Annotated in this window: 3 protein-coding genes; 1 reads left to right on the forward strand and 2 read right to left on the reverse strand. The window is 38.5% G+C overall.

Annotated elements, in window-relative coordinates:
• Positions 1-6: 6 nt before the first annotated feature.
• On the reverse strand, positions 7-16,731 hold the full coding sequence (locus ACFSAH_RS02575; protein WP_379661128.1) for a BspA family leucine-rich repeat surface protein: 16,725 nt from the start codon (positions 16,729-16,731) through the stop codon (positions 7-9).
• A 576-nt stretch (positions 16,732-17,307) separates the two neighbouring features.
• On the opposite strand from ACFSAH_RS02575, the gene ACFSAH_RS02580 reads away from it, so the two are divergent.
• Positions 17,308-18,483, forward strand: coding sequence for a helix-turn-helix domain-containing protein (locus ACFSAH_RS02580; protein ID WP_379661129.1), 1,176 nt, complete (start codon positions 17,308-17,310; stop codon positions 18,481-18,483).
• 179 nt (positions 18,484-18,662) lie between these two features.
• On the opposite strand, the gene ACFSAH_RS02585 is transcribed toward ACFSAH_RS02580, so the two are convergent.
• Positions 18,663-19,532 (reverse strand): PorP/SprF family type IX secretion system membrane protein, encoded by an 870-nt coding sequence (locus ACFSAH_RS02585; RefSeq protein ID WP_379661130.1) that lies wholly within the window; start codon positions 19,530-19,532, stop codon positions 18,663-18,665.
• Between the last annotated feature and the right edge of the window lie 11 nt (positions 19,533-19,543).

A 19,543-nucleotide genomic window follows, 5' to 3' on the forward strand; every position in this document is an offset into this window, starting at 1 on the left:
GATCGATTAACGAATTATTGTAATAAACCCTTTTAACACATGACCTTCTACCTCTAGCAAATAGTAGTAGGTTCCTTCTCCCAGAATTTCGCCGGATGATGATACTCCTCCCCAATCACTTTGATAGTTTGGTGTTTCATAAACTTTTTTCCCTGAACGGTCTATTATGGTCAGGTACGTATTTGAAAAATATTGCAGATTTTTCACGATCCAAACATCATTTTTACCATCACCGTTAGGAGTTATAAAGTTATTTGGCACTAAAATCTCTATTCCACCTCTGGCTTTAATAAGATAAGTGACTGTTGCGCTACAGCCGTTTGCTGTAGTCTCTGTTAAAGAAACAGTTATCTCTGGTTTACTTACAAGAATAGATACTTCTTCATCTGTAGCTACACCTGTACCTCCTTCCCAGGTCCATTCGTAGGTAGAGTTTGCGTTGCCTCCGGCTTTTAATATCACTACCGATCCTACCACAGGTTCTGCTTCGCTCACTTTTACAATAGTGGGTTGTGGCGCTGCATAAACTTCTAATCTTCCTTTTTGATAATTGAAATCATAATTATCAGCCGCAGCAGAGTGTACTTCCAAATCAAACACACCGGCAACGCTACTTCCTGTAGATGGCCCGCTTACTTTTGGCTTCGCAGTCAGCACACTTTCATTATCTCCATTTACCCAATCAGCACTTTCTATTTCGTAGGTCAGCGGCAATGGTTCATCCTGGCATACTTCAACATCTTTTGCCTTCACCCTCAATATGGCCTTTTTAATTTCGAAATCTTCGTCTTTCAACTGCATAGTATAATTAGACCCCGAGCTTAAAGTACCCTGAGTTATTTTATACAGCCCAACCTGCTCTCCTGAGGCACGCGCTAAAGTCCCCGTCATTATCCACAGATCTTCTCCATTTTTAAAACCATCAGCTGTATAAAGCAGCTCTATAGGGTCTCTTTCTCCATAAACCTTCTGTTGGTTGGCTTCCGGAGTGATGGTTAATAAAGCAGGATTAATGGTAAATTTATTCCCCACAAACTGGACAAGGTAATTACTGCTATTATTAGCCAGATCCAATGTCCCTCTCTCAATATCATATTTACCTACATTTTCACCCGACTGCCTTGCCAGCTCTCCTGTTAATCTGTCTCCCCAAACCAAACCTTCTGTTGTATAAGTCAACTCGGGATCTGGCTGGTCCCCGTAAGTTTTGTGCTGCCCACTATCAGCTATTATTTTCAGTTCTTTGGTTTGTATACTAAAAACTTCATTTAACACGGTAAGCACATAATTAGGTGCGGAAAGTGTTCCTATGGTTATTGGATAATTTCCAACATTTTCTCCTGATTTTCTGGATAATGCACCTTCTACAATACTTGCATCGTCTGCTGTTACAAATCCGGTAATATCGTACATAAGTTCAGGATCAGGATTACCATAAATTTTATGCTGTCCGGCTTTTGGTGTCACTGTTAAAGTTGCAGGGGTAATTTCAAAATCGGCACTATTGAACTTAATGGTATAATTTGGTGCCGACAATGTTCCTCTATTCATTGGATACATACCTCTTTCTTCACCCTCTAATCTGGACAATGCTCCTCTCATGATTGTTTTATCTTCATTGAAGGCAAAATTTGTAACATCGTAATCCAGTACAGGATCTGCTGTTCCGTACACTTTACTTTGCCCCGGTTTTGCATCTACAATAAGTTCTTTGGCCTTGATTTCGAAACCGGCTTCTATATAATTGATGGTGTAGTTTGGTGCGGTTAAACTTCCCTGAGTAATGGCATAAACTCTTACAGCTTCTCCACTTACCCTTGATAAACTACCTGTAATTACAGACTGATTTTCTCCGGCTACAAAACCACTTGCGGTATATACAAAAACAGGATCCGTGTCTCCATAAGTTTTGTGTTGTCCTTCTGTAGCTATTACTGTCAACTCTGCAGGTGTTATTTCAAATACATCCTTTGTAAAGTTTATATCGTAATTGGCAGCATCCAGGGTACCTTGATTGATGTCATAACTACCCACATTATTCCCTGTAACTCTACCCAGTTTACCTGTTAAAACATTATAGTTATCTCCTCTGACAAAACCTGTGGCGACATAAGTATATTCATCGGGATCGTTTTCACCATATACTTTACTTTGGTTTGGATCTGCAACCACCTCCAATCCAGCCTTTGTAATTTCAAAGTTATCCGTATGGAAGGTTATGGTATAGTTATCTGCGGCCAAAGTTCCCTGATTAACAGGATACAATCCTACAATTTCTCCTGTTGTTCTTTTTAGAGCTCCTTTCAGGACAGTTTTATCTTCTCCCAACACAAAACCTGTTGCGGTATAAGAGAGTACGGGATCCGCTTTTCCGTACATCTTTTTCTGGTTTGGATCTACCGTTACTATCAGTCCTGCTGGTTTTATCTCAAAATCTGATCCGGTAAAACTAATACTGTAGTTTGGCGCTACAAGAGTTCCCTTATTAATGGCGTATTTTCTAACTGCTTCGCCCTGGACTCTGGATAATGCTCCGCTTATCACACTAGCATCATTCGGGTCGTCTCCCGGAATTAAACCTGTTGACGTGTAAGTTAACACAGGGTCTGTTTGTCCATAGGTTTTAAACTGACCTGGGTTGGCTACTATTTTTAACGGAGCAGGTGTAATTTTAAATATCGCCCCTGTATACTCAGAAATAGTATAGTTATTGGCCTGAAGGGTTCCTATCTCTATGTTGTAATCCCCCACATTATTTCCTGCTGCTCTGGTTAGTTGCCCCTGCATCAAACTTTCATTTTCTCCTTTTACAAAGCCTGTTACCGAATATTTATATATTGGGTCTGAAGTTCCATAAACTTTAGTTTGACCTGGCGTAACCACTACTTTTAATCCTGCCGGATTAATGGTAAAGTCTGCCGTATTAAAAGTGATATTATAGTTTGGTGCTGTTAATGTTCCTAAATTGATAGGGTAAGTAGCTACGTTTTCTCCTGCTACTCTACCCAATGCACCATTTAATATACTTTCATCCTCTCCGTTTACAAAACCAGTTGCGTTGTAAGCTAATTCCGGATCATCCTGACCATAAATTTTATTACCTGCCACTGCTGTAATCACCAACTCCGGACAGTTTTGATTATCACCAACAATATCCCAACTGAAAGCACTTATTAACATGGCACGGGCTACTTGTCCACGACAGTAGTTTAGTTGGTCTGCTCCCAGTATTACATTTCTTTTCACTGAGCTTAAAGCGCCCCAGCCAATTAATGTATTATCATAATTATCCATAGACAAAGCTGTTCTATCCAACATTCCTGTCATATCAGACACATTAGATATATTCCAACTGGCCAGACTTTGATTAAATTTAATGGCGTCAGCAAACATTTGCGCCATATTAGCTACTTTATTTACGCGCCAATTCTTTATGTTTCCATTAAAGCTACCTGCTGCTTTAAACATATTGCTCATATTGGTTACATTGGATACATTCCAACTATTCAATTCCTGATCAAACAGCGTGGCCCCATTAAACATATCGCTCATATTCTGTACCTGCGCAACGTTCCACCCATCAATACTACCGTTAAAGCTGGTTGCACCGGAGAACATGGCACTCATATTTTTTACCTGTGCAAGGTCTGGTTTATCTGTTGCAGCATACTCCATATCAGATGCTCCCTTAAATGCGCTTTCCATGGTTTGCCACTTTATGGTTCCCCATTGGTCTATGCTTAATAAGTTTGCAGCTTCTGTGCCTCCGTTCAGATAAATTGCCGGGAATTCTCCGGTAATACTTACTTTATATGTTCCAGGTGCAGGAACAGTTATCACTCCATTGCCCTGTACATCATTCACTATTCCTTTTTGACTTGTATTCCCTGTATTTTCCCAGTAGATATCATAATTATAGGTATAAGATGCATTAGCGGATACTGGTATGGTTATGGTTGAGTTACCTGCATCTACTTTCCAGGTGGTGATAAAATTATCTGCACAGCCTTTACTATCTCCCTTAATAGTCCAACTAAAGTTTGTCATTATAGCTGTTCTATCATTTTCTGACTGGCAGTATTTTAAACCTTCGGCTCCCAGAATCACTCCATTTTTCAATGTTTTAGTGGCCCAGCCTATTAATGTTGCATCGTAATTTGCCATAGACAAGGCTGAATAATCCAGCATCCCCTCCATATCTAAAACTTTGCCTACATTCCAGTTACCTAGCGACTGGTTAAAAGAGGTTGCTTTAGAGAACATATGGTCCATATCTATTACATTCCCTACATCCCAACCTGAGATATCCTGATTAAATGCGCTGGCTTCGCTAAACATTGCATCCATATTCTCTACGGCAGAAACCACCCAATTTTTAATCTGACCGTTAAATGCGGTTGCTTTAGAGAACATTTCGCTCATATTTTTCACCTTGCTAACATTCCAGCTATCCAAATCCCGATTGAATGCTGATGCCCCCTGAAACATGCCATCCATGCTTAACACATTGCTTACATCCCAGTTCTCAATATTTCCGTTAAAGGCGACAGCATCATAAAACATAGAGGACATATTGGTTACATGAGCTGTTTTAACACCCCATGCCAGATCTTGATTAAATGCTGCTGCTGAATTAAACATGAAACACATATTTTTCACCTGCGAAACATCCCAGTTATTTAAAGGCTGATTAAACAGTCTGGCTCCATTAAACATGTTGTTCATATCTTCAACGGCAGAGACATTCCAGCTCCCTATAGAGCCATTAAATTTAGAGGCACCGGCAAACATAAAACTCATATCTTTCACTAAGGAAAGGTCTGGAGCACCTATGGTTGTAGCTGTACCATAGACCATATTTTTGGCGCCCTGAAATGCTTTGTGCATAGACTTCCATTGAATATTCCCCCACTGTTCTATACTGCTGAGTTTGGCTGCATTGGATTGTACATTATTAAGATAAAAATGAGGGTATTCTCCTGAAATGGAAACTTTATATGTGCCTGCTGCAGGGAAAGTCAGCACCACAGCATCTTCGGCATCGTTTACCGAACCTTTACTGTTTACATCATCTGTTTTTTCCCAATAAACACTATAGTTATAAGTATAGTCTGCTGTATTTGCCGGTATAGTTATATTTAAGTCTGCAGCATTTACGGTCCAGGTGGTCACAAAGTTAGTAGAACAGCCTTCTGTATCTCCTGTGATATTCCAACTTAACGGGCTTCCCATTAAAATAGTTCTTTGTTCGGCACTCTGACAATACTGCAATCCATCGGCACCTAAAGCAACGTTTGGTTTGAGCGATTGTGATGCCCAACCTATCAGCGTAGCATCATAATTTGCCATAGACAGACCTGAATGGCTTAACATATTGGCCATATCTGTAACTGCTGCCACACTCCATGTTGCTAAAGACTGATTAAATGCTTCGGCATGATTAAACATGCCTTCCATATTGTTTACTAAAGCAACATCCCAATCTTTTACAGGATGGTTGAAGAGTTTTGCCCCACTAAACATATCTTTCAGCGTTATTGCCACAGGTGTTCTCCATGAACTTAAATCCTGATTAAATGTTTCGGCTCCAGCGAATGTACTTTCTAAGGTAGTTACCTTATCAACAGTCCAATTTCCTAAAGCACGGTTAAAGGCTTTGGCTCCGTTAAACATTGCTGACATATCTGTAACATTATTCACTTTCCAGTTGCCAATAATTCCGTTAAAGGCTGTAGCTCCCTTAAACATCGCTGACATGTTTTCTACCTGCAAAACATTCCAGCTATTCAGGTTTTGGTTAAAAGAGCTTGCTCCTTCAAACATAGAGGTCATATCTTTGGCATCGGAAACATCCCAGCCACCTATTGCTCCATTAAAGGAAGATGCTCCTGCAAACATGCCGCTCATATCTGTTACCCCACTTAAATCGGGTATATCTATGGTATTATACGTCATGTTCACCGCTCCTTTGAAAGCATTTTTCATTGATTTCCAATCGCTCTCTCCCCACTGATCTATGCTTACTAACTTAGGTGCATCAGCATGGCCATTCAAATAGAAATGCGGGAAAGTACCGTGAATTTCTACCCGATAGGTTCCTGGGTTAACAAAGTCAATAAGCTCTGCACCTGTTGCATTAGCTATTGCACCTTGATTACTTGGATTACTTACATCCTCCCAATTGATGCTGTAGCTATAAGTATAATCGCTGGTATTCGCAGGAACAGTAATTTTTGTATCTCCAGCGGCTACCGTCCAGGTGGTAATAAACCGCATGTTACAACTTTCCTTATCTCCATTGATAGTCCAGTTATATCCTCCGGTATTATTATCTACCAATACATCTCTATCCAGCTTAGCACTACAATAATCCAACCCTGCAGCTCCTAATGTTATACCGGTTATTGGTGTGGTTTGCGAATCATTAAATGATTTCCATCCGCTTAAGGTAGCATCATAATTTGCTAAAGATAATGCTGAACGGTCTAACATACCGCTCATATCTGTGGTGGCAACTATTTGCCACATTCCTAAACTTTGGTTAAATGAAACTGCATCAGAGAACATATTGGTCATGTGTGTTACAACTGTTACATTCCAATTGCTCAGACTCTGATTAAACGAGGTTGCATCCTGGAACATACCACTCATGTTTTTCACTGCAGATACATTCCATCCGTTAAGGGCATGGTTAAATGAAGATGCTCCGGAGAACATGTCCGTCATATCTTTTACAGCGGCTACCGACCACGAATCTAGTTCCTGATCAAAAGAGGTTGCATGCTGGAACATACCACTCATATTCTCTACCTTAGACACATCCCAGCCGCTAACAGGTTTGTTAAAGGCTGAAGCTCCAGAGAACATATTATTCATATGGGTAACTACTCCTGTTTTATTACCCCATGCTAAAGTTTGGTTAAACAAGGTGGCGTTCTGGAACATACCGCTCATGTCCTTTACTTTTGTTACATCCCAGTTACTTAAACTTCTATTAAAGGCTAAAGCTCCGGCAAACATAGCAGACATATTGTCTATATTAGACACATTCCAACTGGCGATATCTCCGTTAAATGCCTTTGCATCCTGGAACATACCACTCATATCAACAACATCACTTAAGTCGGGTTTATCTGTTGCTTTATACACCATATTTACCGCTCCTTTAAATGCATTGTTCATAGAGTTCCACTCTATTGTACCCCATTGGTCTATACTTTTTAATTTATCGGCATCTGCATTTCCATTTAGATAGAAATGAGGGAAAGCACCTATAATACCTACGCGATAGTCACCAGCAGAAGGGAAGGTAATTGTTGCTGCCCCCTGGTTTGCCGGCATCCTTCCATTGATATTTAAATCGCCTACTTTTTCCCAATAGATATCGTAATTATAGGTATAGGCTGAATTAACAGGTATAGTTAGTGATAAATTACCCGCAGGAATCTGCCAGGTGGTTACAAAATTATCTGTACAACTTTGTATATCGCCTAAGATTTGCCAGCTGTAAGTATTTTTCAATGTTTCTCTGTGCACTTCTGCTCTACAATATTTTAGGCCTTCTGCTCCAAGCACCACGTTATGTTTCAAATTACCCAATGCTACCCAGCCTTGCAATGTAGCTTCATAATTGGCTATAGATAAATCAGCGTAGTCCAGCATGCCGTCCATGCTGCGTACATTTCGCACATTCCAATTACCTAAACTCTGATTAAATGAAGTAGCCTGTCTGAACATCTGATCCATTTCTGTCACATTATTCACATTCCAGCCGCTTACATTCTGATTAAAACTGGTGGCTTCGGAGAACATTTTTTTCATATCTGTCACCTTAGAAACATCCCAGTCTGCCAGTGTTTGATTAAATAGCGAGGCTTCGTTAAACATGCCCGCCATATTTTTTACGTTTGCTACTTTTCCTTTCCACTCTCCTATATTTCCGTTAAATGCACCCGCCCTATAGAACATATTACTCATGTTTTGAACTTTCGACACATCCCATGTTCCTATATCCTGATTAAACAAAGTTGCTTCGGAGAACATAGAAGCCATATTGGTCACCTTGCTTGTATTCCAGGCTAGATTTTGGTTAAAAGCTATTGCCTTTTGGAACATATAGCTCATATCCTCAACTGCAGACACATCCCAATTCCCTATATTTCCATTAAAGGCAGTTGCTTCAGAAAACATATAAGACATGTTGGTAACACTACCTGCATTCCACGTTAACGACTGATTAAAAGCTGATGCTTTCTGGAACATGTGGCTCATATTATTAACCGTTGATACATTCCAGTTGTCTATTATACCATTAAACGATGTTGCTTCGGCAAACATATAAGCCATATTGGTCACCTTAGCTGTTTTTCCGGCCCATGGCAAATTCTGATTAAAGGCAGTTGCTTTCTGGAACATGTAACTCATATCGATCACATTGGAAACATCCCAGTTAGCTATATTTTGATTGAACTGAGTGGCTCCGGAGAACAGATGATTCATATTTTCCACAGAAGACACATTCCAACTGCCAATATCTCCGTTAAAAGATGATGCTCCGGAAAACATTCCACTCATATCTTTTACTGTTGACAGATCTGGCTTATCTGTTGCGGTGAGAGTCATATTAGAAGCTCCTTTGAACGCTTCTTTCATAGAAAGCCACTGGTTAACTCCCCATTGATCTACGGAAACCAGTTTATACCCATCATGATTGCTATCTATAGCGAAATGCGGAAAATCGCCTGCTATTTCTACCTTGTAAGTACCTGCTGCAGGAAAATTGATGACATAAGTGTCTTTTAAATTGGTTACTTTACCATTAACGGTTGATGTATTTACATCTTGCCATGATATATGGTAATTGAATACACCGGCGTTGTTTACCGGTATAGTTACCGTCAAATCAGATGCAGGAATATTCCAGGTGGTCACAAAATAATCGGTATTACCTGGCTGTATACAGTCTTCGGTATCGCCGGTTATTACCCATTTAAATTGAGTGATTAATTTATTTCTTGCGGTGGTTCCTGCGCAATAAAGCAAACCTGCCGCACCTAAATTAACTCCTTGTCTAAGATCGGTTCTACTGCCCCATCCTACTAATGTGGCGTCATAATTTTCTTTAGATAAGCCTGAATTATCCAGCATTGCATTCATAGAGGATACTTTGGATACATTCCAGTTAGCCAGGCTTTGATTAAATGCGCCAGCACTTTTAAACATGCTCCCCATCTCGGTCACACCAGACACATCCCAATTGCTCAGCATTCCATTAAAACTGGTTGCTCCTTCAAACACTCCCTTCATTGTTCCCTTTGTACCGGTTGTTACCCAATGGTTTAAGTCCTGATTAAATGAGGTGGCATTCTTAAACATTTCTGCCAGATTGGTTACAGCCGAAATATTCCATGCGCCTAGCTGTCCATTGAAACCAGTAGCCCCCTCAAACATGTTATTGATGGTATGCATTTTAGAAGTGATGTTCCATGTATCCAGATCCTTATTAAAGGAAGTGGCATCTTTAAACATATACATCATGTCCTTTACATTAGAAACATCCCACCCTTGTACAAGACCATTAAAGCTGGTTGCTCCTTGGAACATTCCCCCCATGCTTTCCATTTTATTGGAAACCTGCCAGCTATCCAAATCCTGATTGAATGAAGTTGCTCCCTGGAACATATAGTTCATTCCCTTTACATTGGATACATTCCAGTTACTTAGGCTCTGATTAAATTGTGTAGCATCTTTAAACACCATGGCCATTTCTTCTACATTTGACACGTCCCAGTTTCCAATGGCTCCGTTAAAAGAGGATGCTCCGGAGAACATTTCTGAAATACTTTTCACTTCTGCCAAATCTGGATTATCAGATGCATTATAGGTCATATTCACGGCACCATAAAATGCTTTCAACATGGATTTCCACTTATTGGTACCCCACTGATTTATAGAAATAAGTTTTGAATGATCGGTATAAGCTGCTTTCCCCATATCAATCTGAGGGAAGTCGCCAAAGATCTCCACCTTGTAATCACCAGAAGAAGGGAAGGTTAATTGGCCATCGCCTGTGATATCTGTTTTTATACCGTTTACTTGTTGATCGCCTATTTTTTCCCAATAGATACTATAGTTATAATTGGATGAGGTGTGGGTTGGTATGGTAACAGTAAGATCCGTACCACTTACCCTCCAGGTAGTTACAAAGTTTTCTGTAGTACCCGGTGTAATCGGACAATTTTCCGTATCGCCTGAAATTACCCATTGGTAGTTATTTTCCAGATCGGTATGGGCATTTCTTCCTAAACAATAGGTTAACCCTTCTGCCCCTAATTTTACATTATTATTAAGTGTTGGCTGTGATGCCCAACCTATTAACGTGGCATCGTAATTGGCTTTAGACAGTGCAGAATAATCCAACATATTTTGCATGTTGGTTACTTTAGATATATTCCAGTTGCCCAAGCTTTGATTGAAAACAATAGCATTGGCAAACATAGCTCCCATATCTACCACTTCGGCTACATCCCAGGTATTGCCTATATTTCCATTAAAAGCTCTTGCACCCTGGAACATGGCATTCATAGTTGTTACTTTTGCTACGCTCCAATCTGCGAGGTCCTTATTAAATAGCTCTGCATTTTCAAACATAGCGCCCATGTTGGTTACATTGGAAACATCCCAGTTTTTTATATCCTGATTAAAAGATGTTGCTCCTTTAAACATGGCGTTCATATTGGTAGCTGCTGCTACATTCCAATTGCCTATGTTTCCATTAAATATGGTATTATCCCTGAACATTCCGCTCATATCTTGTACGGCAGACAAATCAGGAATATCTGTTGCCCTATACTCCAGATTAGATGCTCCGTAGAACGAATTATTCATAGCTTTCCACTGGCTTTTACCCCATTGGTCTATGGAAACTAGTTTTGATTTATGGCTTGTATTATTATTTAAGTAGAACTGCGGGAAGGTTCCTACTATTTCTACTTTGTAAGTTCCTGCAGAAGGGAAAGTCAGCAACTCATCGCCTGTAATATTCATACTTACGCTGGTCTGGCTTGCATCGCCTACTTTTTCCCAACGTACAACGTAGTTGTAAGTATGAGCGGGGTTAACTGGTACCAGAGCGGTGAGGTCTGAATTGTCCACAACCCAGGTAGTTATAAAATTATCTGTGCTTCCGGGTACAATAGGGCAATCTTCTGAATCGCCTGTAATTACCCATCCAAAATCATTAATTAGTTTGGACCTGGATAGCCCCCCCTCACAGAAAGTAAGTCCTGCTGCGCCCAATGGCACATTTTGCTTCAATACAAAATTATCTCTTACCCATCCTGTTAATGTTGCATCGTAATTTTCTCTTGATAGATGGGAATTATCTAACATTCCCGCCATATTGGTCACATTTCTAACATCCCATGTGGCTAAGCTTTGATCAAAGTTAGATGCACCTGAAAACATTGCCTGCATAGTACTTACATTGGCAACATTCCATGCACTTACCGACTTATTAAATGAAGTAGCGGCATTAAAAACATTCTCCATTTTTGTTACTGCCGACACATCCCAGGTATTCAGAGCCCCATTAAATGATCTTGTTTGGCTAAACATGCCAGATATATCGGTAAGTGCAGCAGTTTGCCAACTGCTTAAATCTTGATTAAAGTCATCTGTTTTGGCAAACATGAGACTCATGTCTGTCACCAGATTAACTTTCCAGTCTGTTAAAGACTGATTAAATTTCAAAGCGGTATTAAACATACCTGACATGTTTGTTACCTGTGCTACATTCCAGTTATTTAATGGCTGGTTGAATACTGTAGCTTCTGAAAACATGTTTTTCAGGTTTGTAACATTGCTTACGTTCCAGCTGCCTATATTTTTATTGAAGGCTTTGGCTTTTGCAAACATGGCCTCCATATTGGTGACCTTTTCTACGGTCCAACCTCCTATAGATTGGTTAAACACTGTTGCTCCCTGAAACATGTTGGACATGTTGGTTACACTAGACACATTCCAATTACTGATATCCCCATTAAAGGATGCTGCATTGGCAAATAATGCATGCATATTGGTCACATTGGAAACATTCCAACCACCAATGGCTCCGTTAAATAATGTCGCGGAGGCAAACATTTCTTTCATACTGCTTACTTCAGACAAATCGGGTATATCATCTGCATTAAGCTTCATGTTTTTAGCTCCGTAGAAAGCTGCTTCCATTGATTTCCACACTCCGGTACCCCATTGGGTTACAGAAAGCAGCTTAGGCGCATCACTGTAATTATTCAGATAGAAATGAGGAAAATCACCTGCTATCTCTACCCTGTACGTTCCTGCTGCCGGAAAGGTAAGGGTCTTACTTCCTGTAAGATTAGCTTCTACTCCGTTAGTTGCAGAGTTTAGGGCATCTTCCCAATAAATATGATAGTTATAGGTAGTATAAGCAGGATTTATTGGAATGGTGATACTTAGATCGCTACCACTCACCTGCCATGTGGTAATAAAATTATCTTCACCATGAATTTCTAAACATTCTTGTGTATCGCCCACTATGTTCCATTGAAAATTGGTAACCAGTGTTTCTCTGGCCTGGCTACCGGCACAATAAACAAGATCTAACGCTCCTAATTTTACATTTTGTTTTAAGCCTCCCCGATTTGCCCAACCTATAAGTGTTGCATCGTAATTGTCTTTAGATAATGCCGATTTATTCAGCATATCTTTCATGATGGTCACATTGGAGATATTCCATGAACCTAAATTCTGATTAAATGCACTTGCTTCAGAAAACATGCTGCTCATATCGGTCACCTTCGCTACATTCCACCCCGAGATATCCTGATTAAAAGCCTCTGCTGCTATAAACATATTCACCATATTGGTAACATTGGACACGTCCCAGTTTTTTATATTTCCATTAAATACTTTGGTAAATGCAAACATCGAAACCATCTTATTGACTTTAGAAACGTTCCAGGTACTCAAATCCTGATTAAATTTCTCTGCGTTGTAAAACATAGCCGACATATCGGTTACATTAGACACATTCCATCCTCCAATAGGCTGATCAAATAGCGATGCCATCTGAAACATATTCGTCATACTAGTCACCTTACCCACATTCCAACCAGACAGGTTAATATTGAACTTACTGGCTCCGTTAAACATGAAGCCCATATTTGTAACATTTGAAACATCCCAATCAGATACATCGGCATTAAAGACAGAAGCTCCAAAAAACATAAACCTCATATCTGTTACCTTAGAAACGTTCCAGGTACTAATGTTTCCATTAAACATAGATGCGTTAGTAAACATATTGCCCATCTTAGTCACATTAGAGACCTTCCAGTTAGATAGATCGGTATTAAATCTAATGGCTCCATGAAACAGAGAAGTCATGCTGGTTACTTTAGAGACATCCCAATCTCCAATATTACCATTAAACATTTCAGCCCCATAAAACATAAAGTTCATATTTTCTACCACTGACAGATTGGGCTTATCCGTTGCTTTATACTCCATATTTTTGGCTCCCTGGAAAGTCTTAAGCATAGATTTCCATTTATTGGTACCCCATTGGTCTATAGATATCAATTTCAGAGCATTTGGTGTATTATCTTCAAAGTAAAAATGAGGATACTCTCCAAATATTTCTAGTCGGTAGGTACCTGCTGTAGGGAATGTCAACGTTTTTTCTTCTGTAATATCCATTTCCATACCTTTTATATTAGGATCATCAACTTTCTCCCAATACAAATGATAATTATAATCGAGATAGCTTGTTTTATATAACGGAATACTTAAATCTGTTCCTGAGACTGTCCATGTGGTAATAAAGTTTTTCGAACTTCCCGGTGTAATAGGACACCCTACCTCATCTTCCATCACCTGCCATCCCCACTTATTTATCAATTCATTCCGTGCTTCCTCAGCTGTACAATATTTTAGTCTTTTTGCCCCTAATTTTACGTTTGACTGTAAATCAGATCTCGAGGCCCAACCAATAAGGGTGGCATCATAGTTTTCTAAGGATAAGCCGGAAACATCAAGCATTTTTTCCATATTAGTCACGCTACTCACATTCCATCCACCAAGGCTGTAATTATAAGGAGCCCACTGTAACATGTAACTCATATTAGTTACCTTAGAAACATCCCAATTTTTCAAATCCTGGTTAAAAGACTGAGCACCGGAAAACATACTGGACATATTGGTCGCATTTGAAACATTCCAACCACCTATATCCTGATTGAACACACGCGCTGTATTGAACATGTTAGACATATTATTCACACTGGAAACATCCCAAGCATCTATTTTACCATTAAATTTCAGTGCAGAGTTGAACATACTAGACATGTTTGTCACCTTTGAAACATCCCAATCATTCAGATCCTGATTAAATGCTTCTGCATAAAAGAACATCATGCCCATGTTGGTTACCTTGCCTACTTTCCATTGATTTAACGGTTGATTAAACTTTCTGGCACCTACAAACATGGATACTGTGTTGGTTACAGCAGAAACATCCCAATCACTTATTTGTCCATTAAAAATTTCGGCCCCATTAAACATATTAGACATGTTCTTTACTTTAGAAACGTTCCATGAGTTGAGACTTTGATTAAACACTTTGGTATTCAGAAACATTCCCTCCATGTTGGTAACCGCCGAAACATTCCATCTATCTAATGGCTGGTTAAAAAGGCTTGCTCCTGAAAACATTCCTCCCATATTGGTAACACGTGAAACGTCCCAATTATCTATTTTCCCATTAAATTCCTTAGCTCCGAAAAAAAGTTGGTGCATATTGATTATGGAAGAAACATCCCAATCATTCAGATCCTGATTAAATTTTTCAGCAGACAGGAACATCCCCTTCATATTGTTAACCTTAGATAAATCAGGTTTATCACTGGCATTACTGACCATGTTTATTGCCCTATTAAAGGCCCCTTCCATACTTTCCCATTTTATGGTTCCCCATTGCTCTATACTGGTAAGTTTTGGTGCCTCGTCAGCATACTCTATCAGAGAGAATTGTGGAAAATCACCTGTAATTTCTACTCTATAAGTTCCCGGAGCTGGAAAGTCTATTTTCTTACTGGATGTCAGGATAGCATCCATCCCATTAACAGCAGTATTATTTACATCTTCCCAATAAATATGATAGTTATAATCTTTGGAATAAATTTTTGTAACAGGTATGGTGATACTTTTATCTTCATTCCCCACTGTCCAGGTAGTAATAAAATTATTGGGATCTCCCTTTATGATGGGTATTTCTGTACAATTCTGAGTATCTCCTATAATACTCCAGCCATGGGCCTGAATTAATTTATTTCTTGCTGCAACAGAAAAACAGTACCTCATTCCATCAGCTCCCATATTTACCCTGGAACTTACACTTGGTGTTTTATCTGCCTGCTTAGCCCAACCTATTAGAGTATTGTCATAATTCAACATAGACATCCCACAATCATCTAACATGCTACCCATTAGCTTTACATTTCTAATATCCCAATTCCCCAAGTTTTTATTGAACACTCTGGCCAACCTAAACATATTTGTCATATCAACAACATTCGATACATCCCAATTTTCTAGTGGCTGGTTAAAAACAAATGCCCAATCGAACATACTATTCATAGAGGTAACACTAGACACATTCCAGTTTCCTACATTCTGATTAAACTCAGGTGCATGAGAGAACATACTTGTCATGTTTGTCACTTTCGACACATCCCAACCCGATATATCCGAATTGAATTTTTTGGCATAGTAAAACATGCTGCTCATCTCAGTAACATTAGAAACCTTCCAATTATTCAAAACCTGATTAAACTGCCATGCTTCCCGAAACATCCTCGACATGTTAGTAACCTTTGATACATTCCATGTCCCTATATTTTGATTAAAGTTCCTTGCGTCACTAAACATGGAGGACATATCCGTCACATTGCCTACTTCCCACCTATCCAATGGTTGATTAAAAACAAAAGCTCCTTCAAACATATAACTCATATCCTTGACACTGCTTACGTTCCATGAATTCAAATTCTGATTGAATCCAATATTTCCTGAGAACATATAACTCATATTGGTGACCTGAGATACATTCCAATTATTAAGAGAGTTATTATTAAACCTTGCACATCCATAAAACATATGATTCATGTCTGTAACCTTAGATACGTCCCAGTTATTCAACTGGGAGTTGAACGAACCAACACCAGCAAACATCCAGGACAAATCCTTAACTTCAGCTAAATCGGGACTATCGAATGCATTATATTTTAAATTAGCAGCATTTTTAAAGGTGCTATTCATAGACTTCCACTTCATTTTTCCCCATTGCTCTACGGAACTTAACTTTGAAGCATTCCCATCTCCTTCTTTCCCTAGATAAAAGTGAGGGAAATTTCCAAAAATCTCTACCCGATAAGTTCCGGCAGACGGAAACTGTATCTGAGCAGTACCTGTCAAACTGGTTTGTCGATTATATACATTACTATCATCTGTTTTTTCCCAATATATCTGATAGTTATAAGTATATTCAGCTGTATTGGCAGGAATGATTATGCCCAGATCTCTTGAAGTGACTTGCCAGGTGGTCACAAAATTATCTGCACTACCTGGTACTATATTTTGTGCTAAAGCGTTAAACTTTACAGCAAGTAATAGCAATAAATACAAAAAAGGTAAAATTCTCTTTTTCATAGACGTTTGTTAATTAGGACTAGTTATAATGGGTAAAACCTCACAAGGTTTCCCTGATATTATTCAAATAGTTTTTCTGTTATTAAAAAATAATGTATAGTACAAAGCCTCAATAGCAGAGTTAAGAGATATTGACAGGTAAATCCAAACGCTTTCCTTCCACTATTTCCCTTCAGGAAACATAGCTTCTCTGCCCCACCCTAAACTGGGTAACACAGATTATTCCAACACCAATAGACAATTACCGGTTAGATCTCTTTACTGAATCTTCAAAATTGAAGCTCTGTACTTTGTTAAAATGTTTTTCTTTTAGCTTCGAGAGTGTATTTCCCGGCTTTTAATTTTAGTAGCATAAATGTTTTCCTATAGTATATTTTCTGGTAAATTATTTTCTATACAACATAGAATAGGTAGAATAGTTTTTCAAAAGTTTATCATCATGGTAAATTTTATTTTTCATTTCCATAACAGGAAAAATAAATTACCGGAATATTGATATGGATCAATCAATGAAAGATAAAAAACACTCTTTTTAAAATGTTTTCTAAAAAACCTATAACTTGCGGTATAATTTATATGAACACCATAAATATTATTCTCGTATCTGTTTGCTTTCTATTTTTAATATTTTCTCTTCATCTATTTTTCACCAATAGAGATATCAGAAAATTAACCCGGTTTTTGTCTATTATTATCTTCACCAGGGTTGGGCAAATTATTATACTTCTTTTGGCAAATCATCATCAATTAGGCTTGTTCCCGTTTTTATATATATTTTTCACCCCTTTATATTATATTATTCCGGCTTGTTTATTTCTTTATATTAAGTTTTTCGTAAATGATCAAAAACAACTAACGACTAAAGAATGGCTTCATTTCACCCCCTTTATCATTGCTTTTATTCATTTTATCCCTTTATCTTTTGACCATCAGGTAAATTGGGAAGCCGTTGCAAATCTTGTTTCGCAAAGCAAGAATATATTTATCACGGAAAAGACAGGTGTTTTTCCTGCAATTTTCATGGCTTCTTTCAGAATTGCTTTAATGGTAAGCTATCTCTCCATGAGTTGGATTACCCTGATTAATTCTAAACTATTTAAACAAAAAAAGTGGAGAGCAAATAAGATATGGTTGTTTTTTATATTAACAGCAGCAACTTTATTTCATGCAATTAGCATTTCTTCTCTGTTTATTCAGTATCAATTCAACTCATTCCCCTGGTTTTTAACACTTCATTGTATTGCTTTAACTTTTGTTATCCTTTATCTTTTACACAAACCTAATTTGTTGTATGGTTACTTACTGGTAAATGTAAACATTCATAAAAAACAGGCGAACTCTTCTTTTATCAGAAAGGATAAAAAGACCGAAGACTTTACAGGTACTCCTTATAATCCGATCTCTTTAGATAATGAGCAATACACTGTGGATCAATCCCTTTTAGAGATGACAATGAGTACTAAGAAGCCTTTTTTAGATCCTAATTTCCAAATTCTGGATTTAGCTAATCTGCTGGGAATTCCTGTGCATCAGTGCTCTCAGATCATTAATAATCATATCGGAAAAAATTTCAGGGATTGGACCAATCGATATCGGGTTTTATATTTTATAGAGATGTATCCTGAAAAGAAAAATCAGCTTACCATAGAGGCTTTGGCTAACGAATCTGGCTTTAAAAGCCTGACTACTTTTTATACTGCCTTTAAGAAAGAAACAGGGGTAATGCCTAAACAGTATTTCTCAAAAGAGTAAGTGGATAATTTTGTACCAAGATTGTGTAAAACTTAATTTGTAGAATCAATACCGCTCTTCGGTCCATCCTTTTACTGTCAGAGCAGACACATTATACCTCATAAAATTCAAGGTAACCTAACAATTAAAAGCAAAAATGAACGGAGTTTAAAATTTTCCTTCTCCGTTCTATAAATTGACTAAAACTTATACCCTACTACAACATCGAAAATACCGCCACTAAATCCCCTGAGATCGCTAGGTTCAGAATTGTACATTAGCGATATATTTAAGTTAGATTGGTGCAAATATCCTATCCCTCCAGTGAAGCTTTTATTACTGTGATACATGGTATAAAACCGCAGCATATCGGCTTTCCATTCTGCGGCCATATCCCACTGATTATCATAATTCTTTATTCCTCTGTAAGCAAAGAGTGGCTTTACACCAAAGCTCTGGTCAAAATTAATCATATAGCTTACAGCGCTGTAAAATGTAGCATAATCAACGGAAGCAATACGTCCATATCTCTTCTGGTTGAGACTCAAGTAGCTAAACTGCGCTTCAAAATGTTTAAACTGATAGGCTACCCCAAAGTTTCCATCCAGATAATTTTCTCTATCATTGAATTGAGCCAGTTGAACGTCATTTACACCAGAGCTAGTGGCCATGGTATAGTCTAATCTATCTTGCGACCAACTTAAAGAGACGCCAAATCTGATATGATGTTCTGCGCTGAAGGGAACTTTATAAGCAAAACTTCCGGCTACCTGAGTTTTCCTCATTAAGCCCGATTTGTCATTAATTATATTCAATCCAACCGCTGCTTTATCATTTACAGGTTGTGCCGCAGAAAACGACAACAGCACCGGCGCCCCGTCTATTTTATTCCACTGATTGGAGTAATTCAGAAAAACTTCTGCTTTATTCTGGTAACCCGCCATTGCTGCATTTACCAGATATGGATTCTGGAAATACTGACTTTTCATAGGATTAAGCTGTGCTTTAGTTTGGGATGACAGTGCTACTGCCAACCCAAATGTCAATATATATTTAGTTATTGGTTTCATCTGTGTGTTTT

It is taken from the genome of Pseudopedobacter beijingensis (genome assembly GCF_042678145.1).
GTDB lineage: Bacteria > Bacteroidota > Bacteroidia > Sphingobacteriales > Sphingobacteriaceae > Pseudopedobacter > Pseudopedobacter beijingensis.

Bases quoted from the DNA above. Each gene is read 5' to 3' on its own strand.
- ACFSAH_RS02575 (WP_379661128.1), bottom strand. From the start codon at position 16,731: ATGAAAAAGAGAATTTTACCTTTTTTGTATTTATTGCTATTACTTGCT.
- ACFSAH_RS02580 (WP_379661129.1), top strand. From the start codon at position 17,308: ATGAACACCATAAATATTATTCTCGTATCTGTTTGCTTTCTATTTTTA.
- ACFSAH_RS02585 (WP_379661130.1), bottom strand. From the start codon at position 19,532: ATGAAACCAATAACTAAATATATATTGACATTTGGGTTGGCAGTAGCA.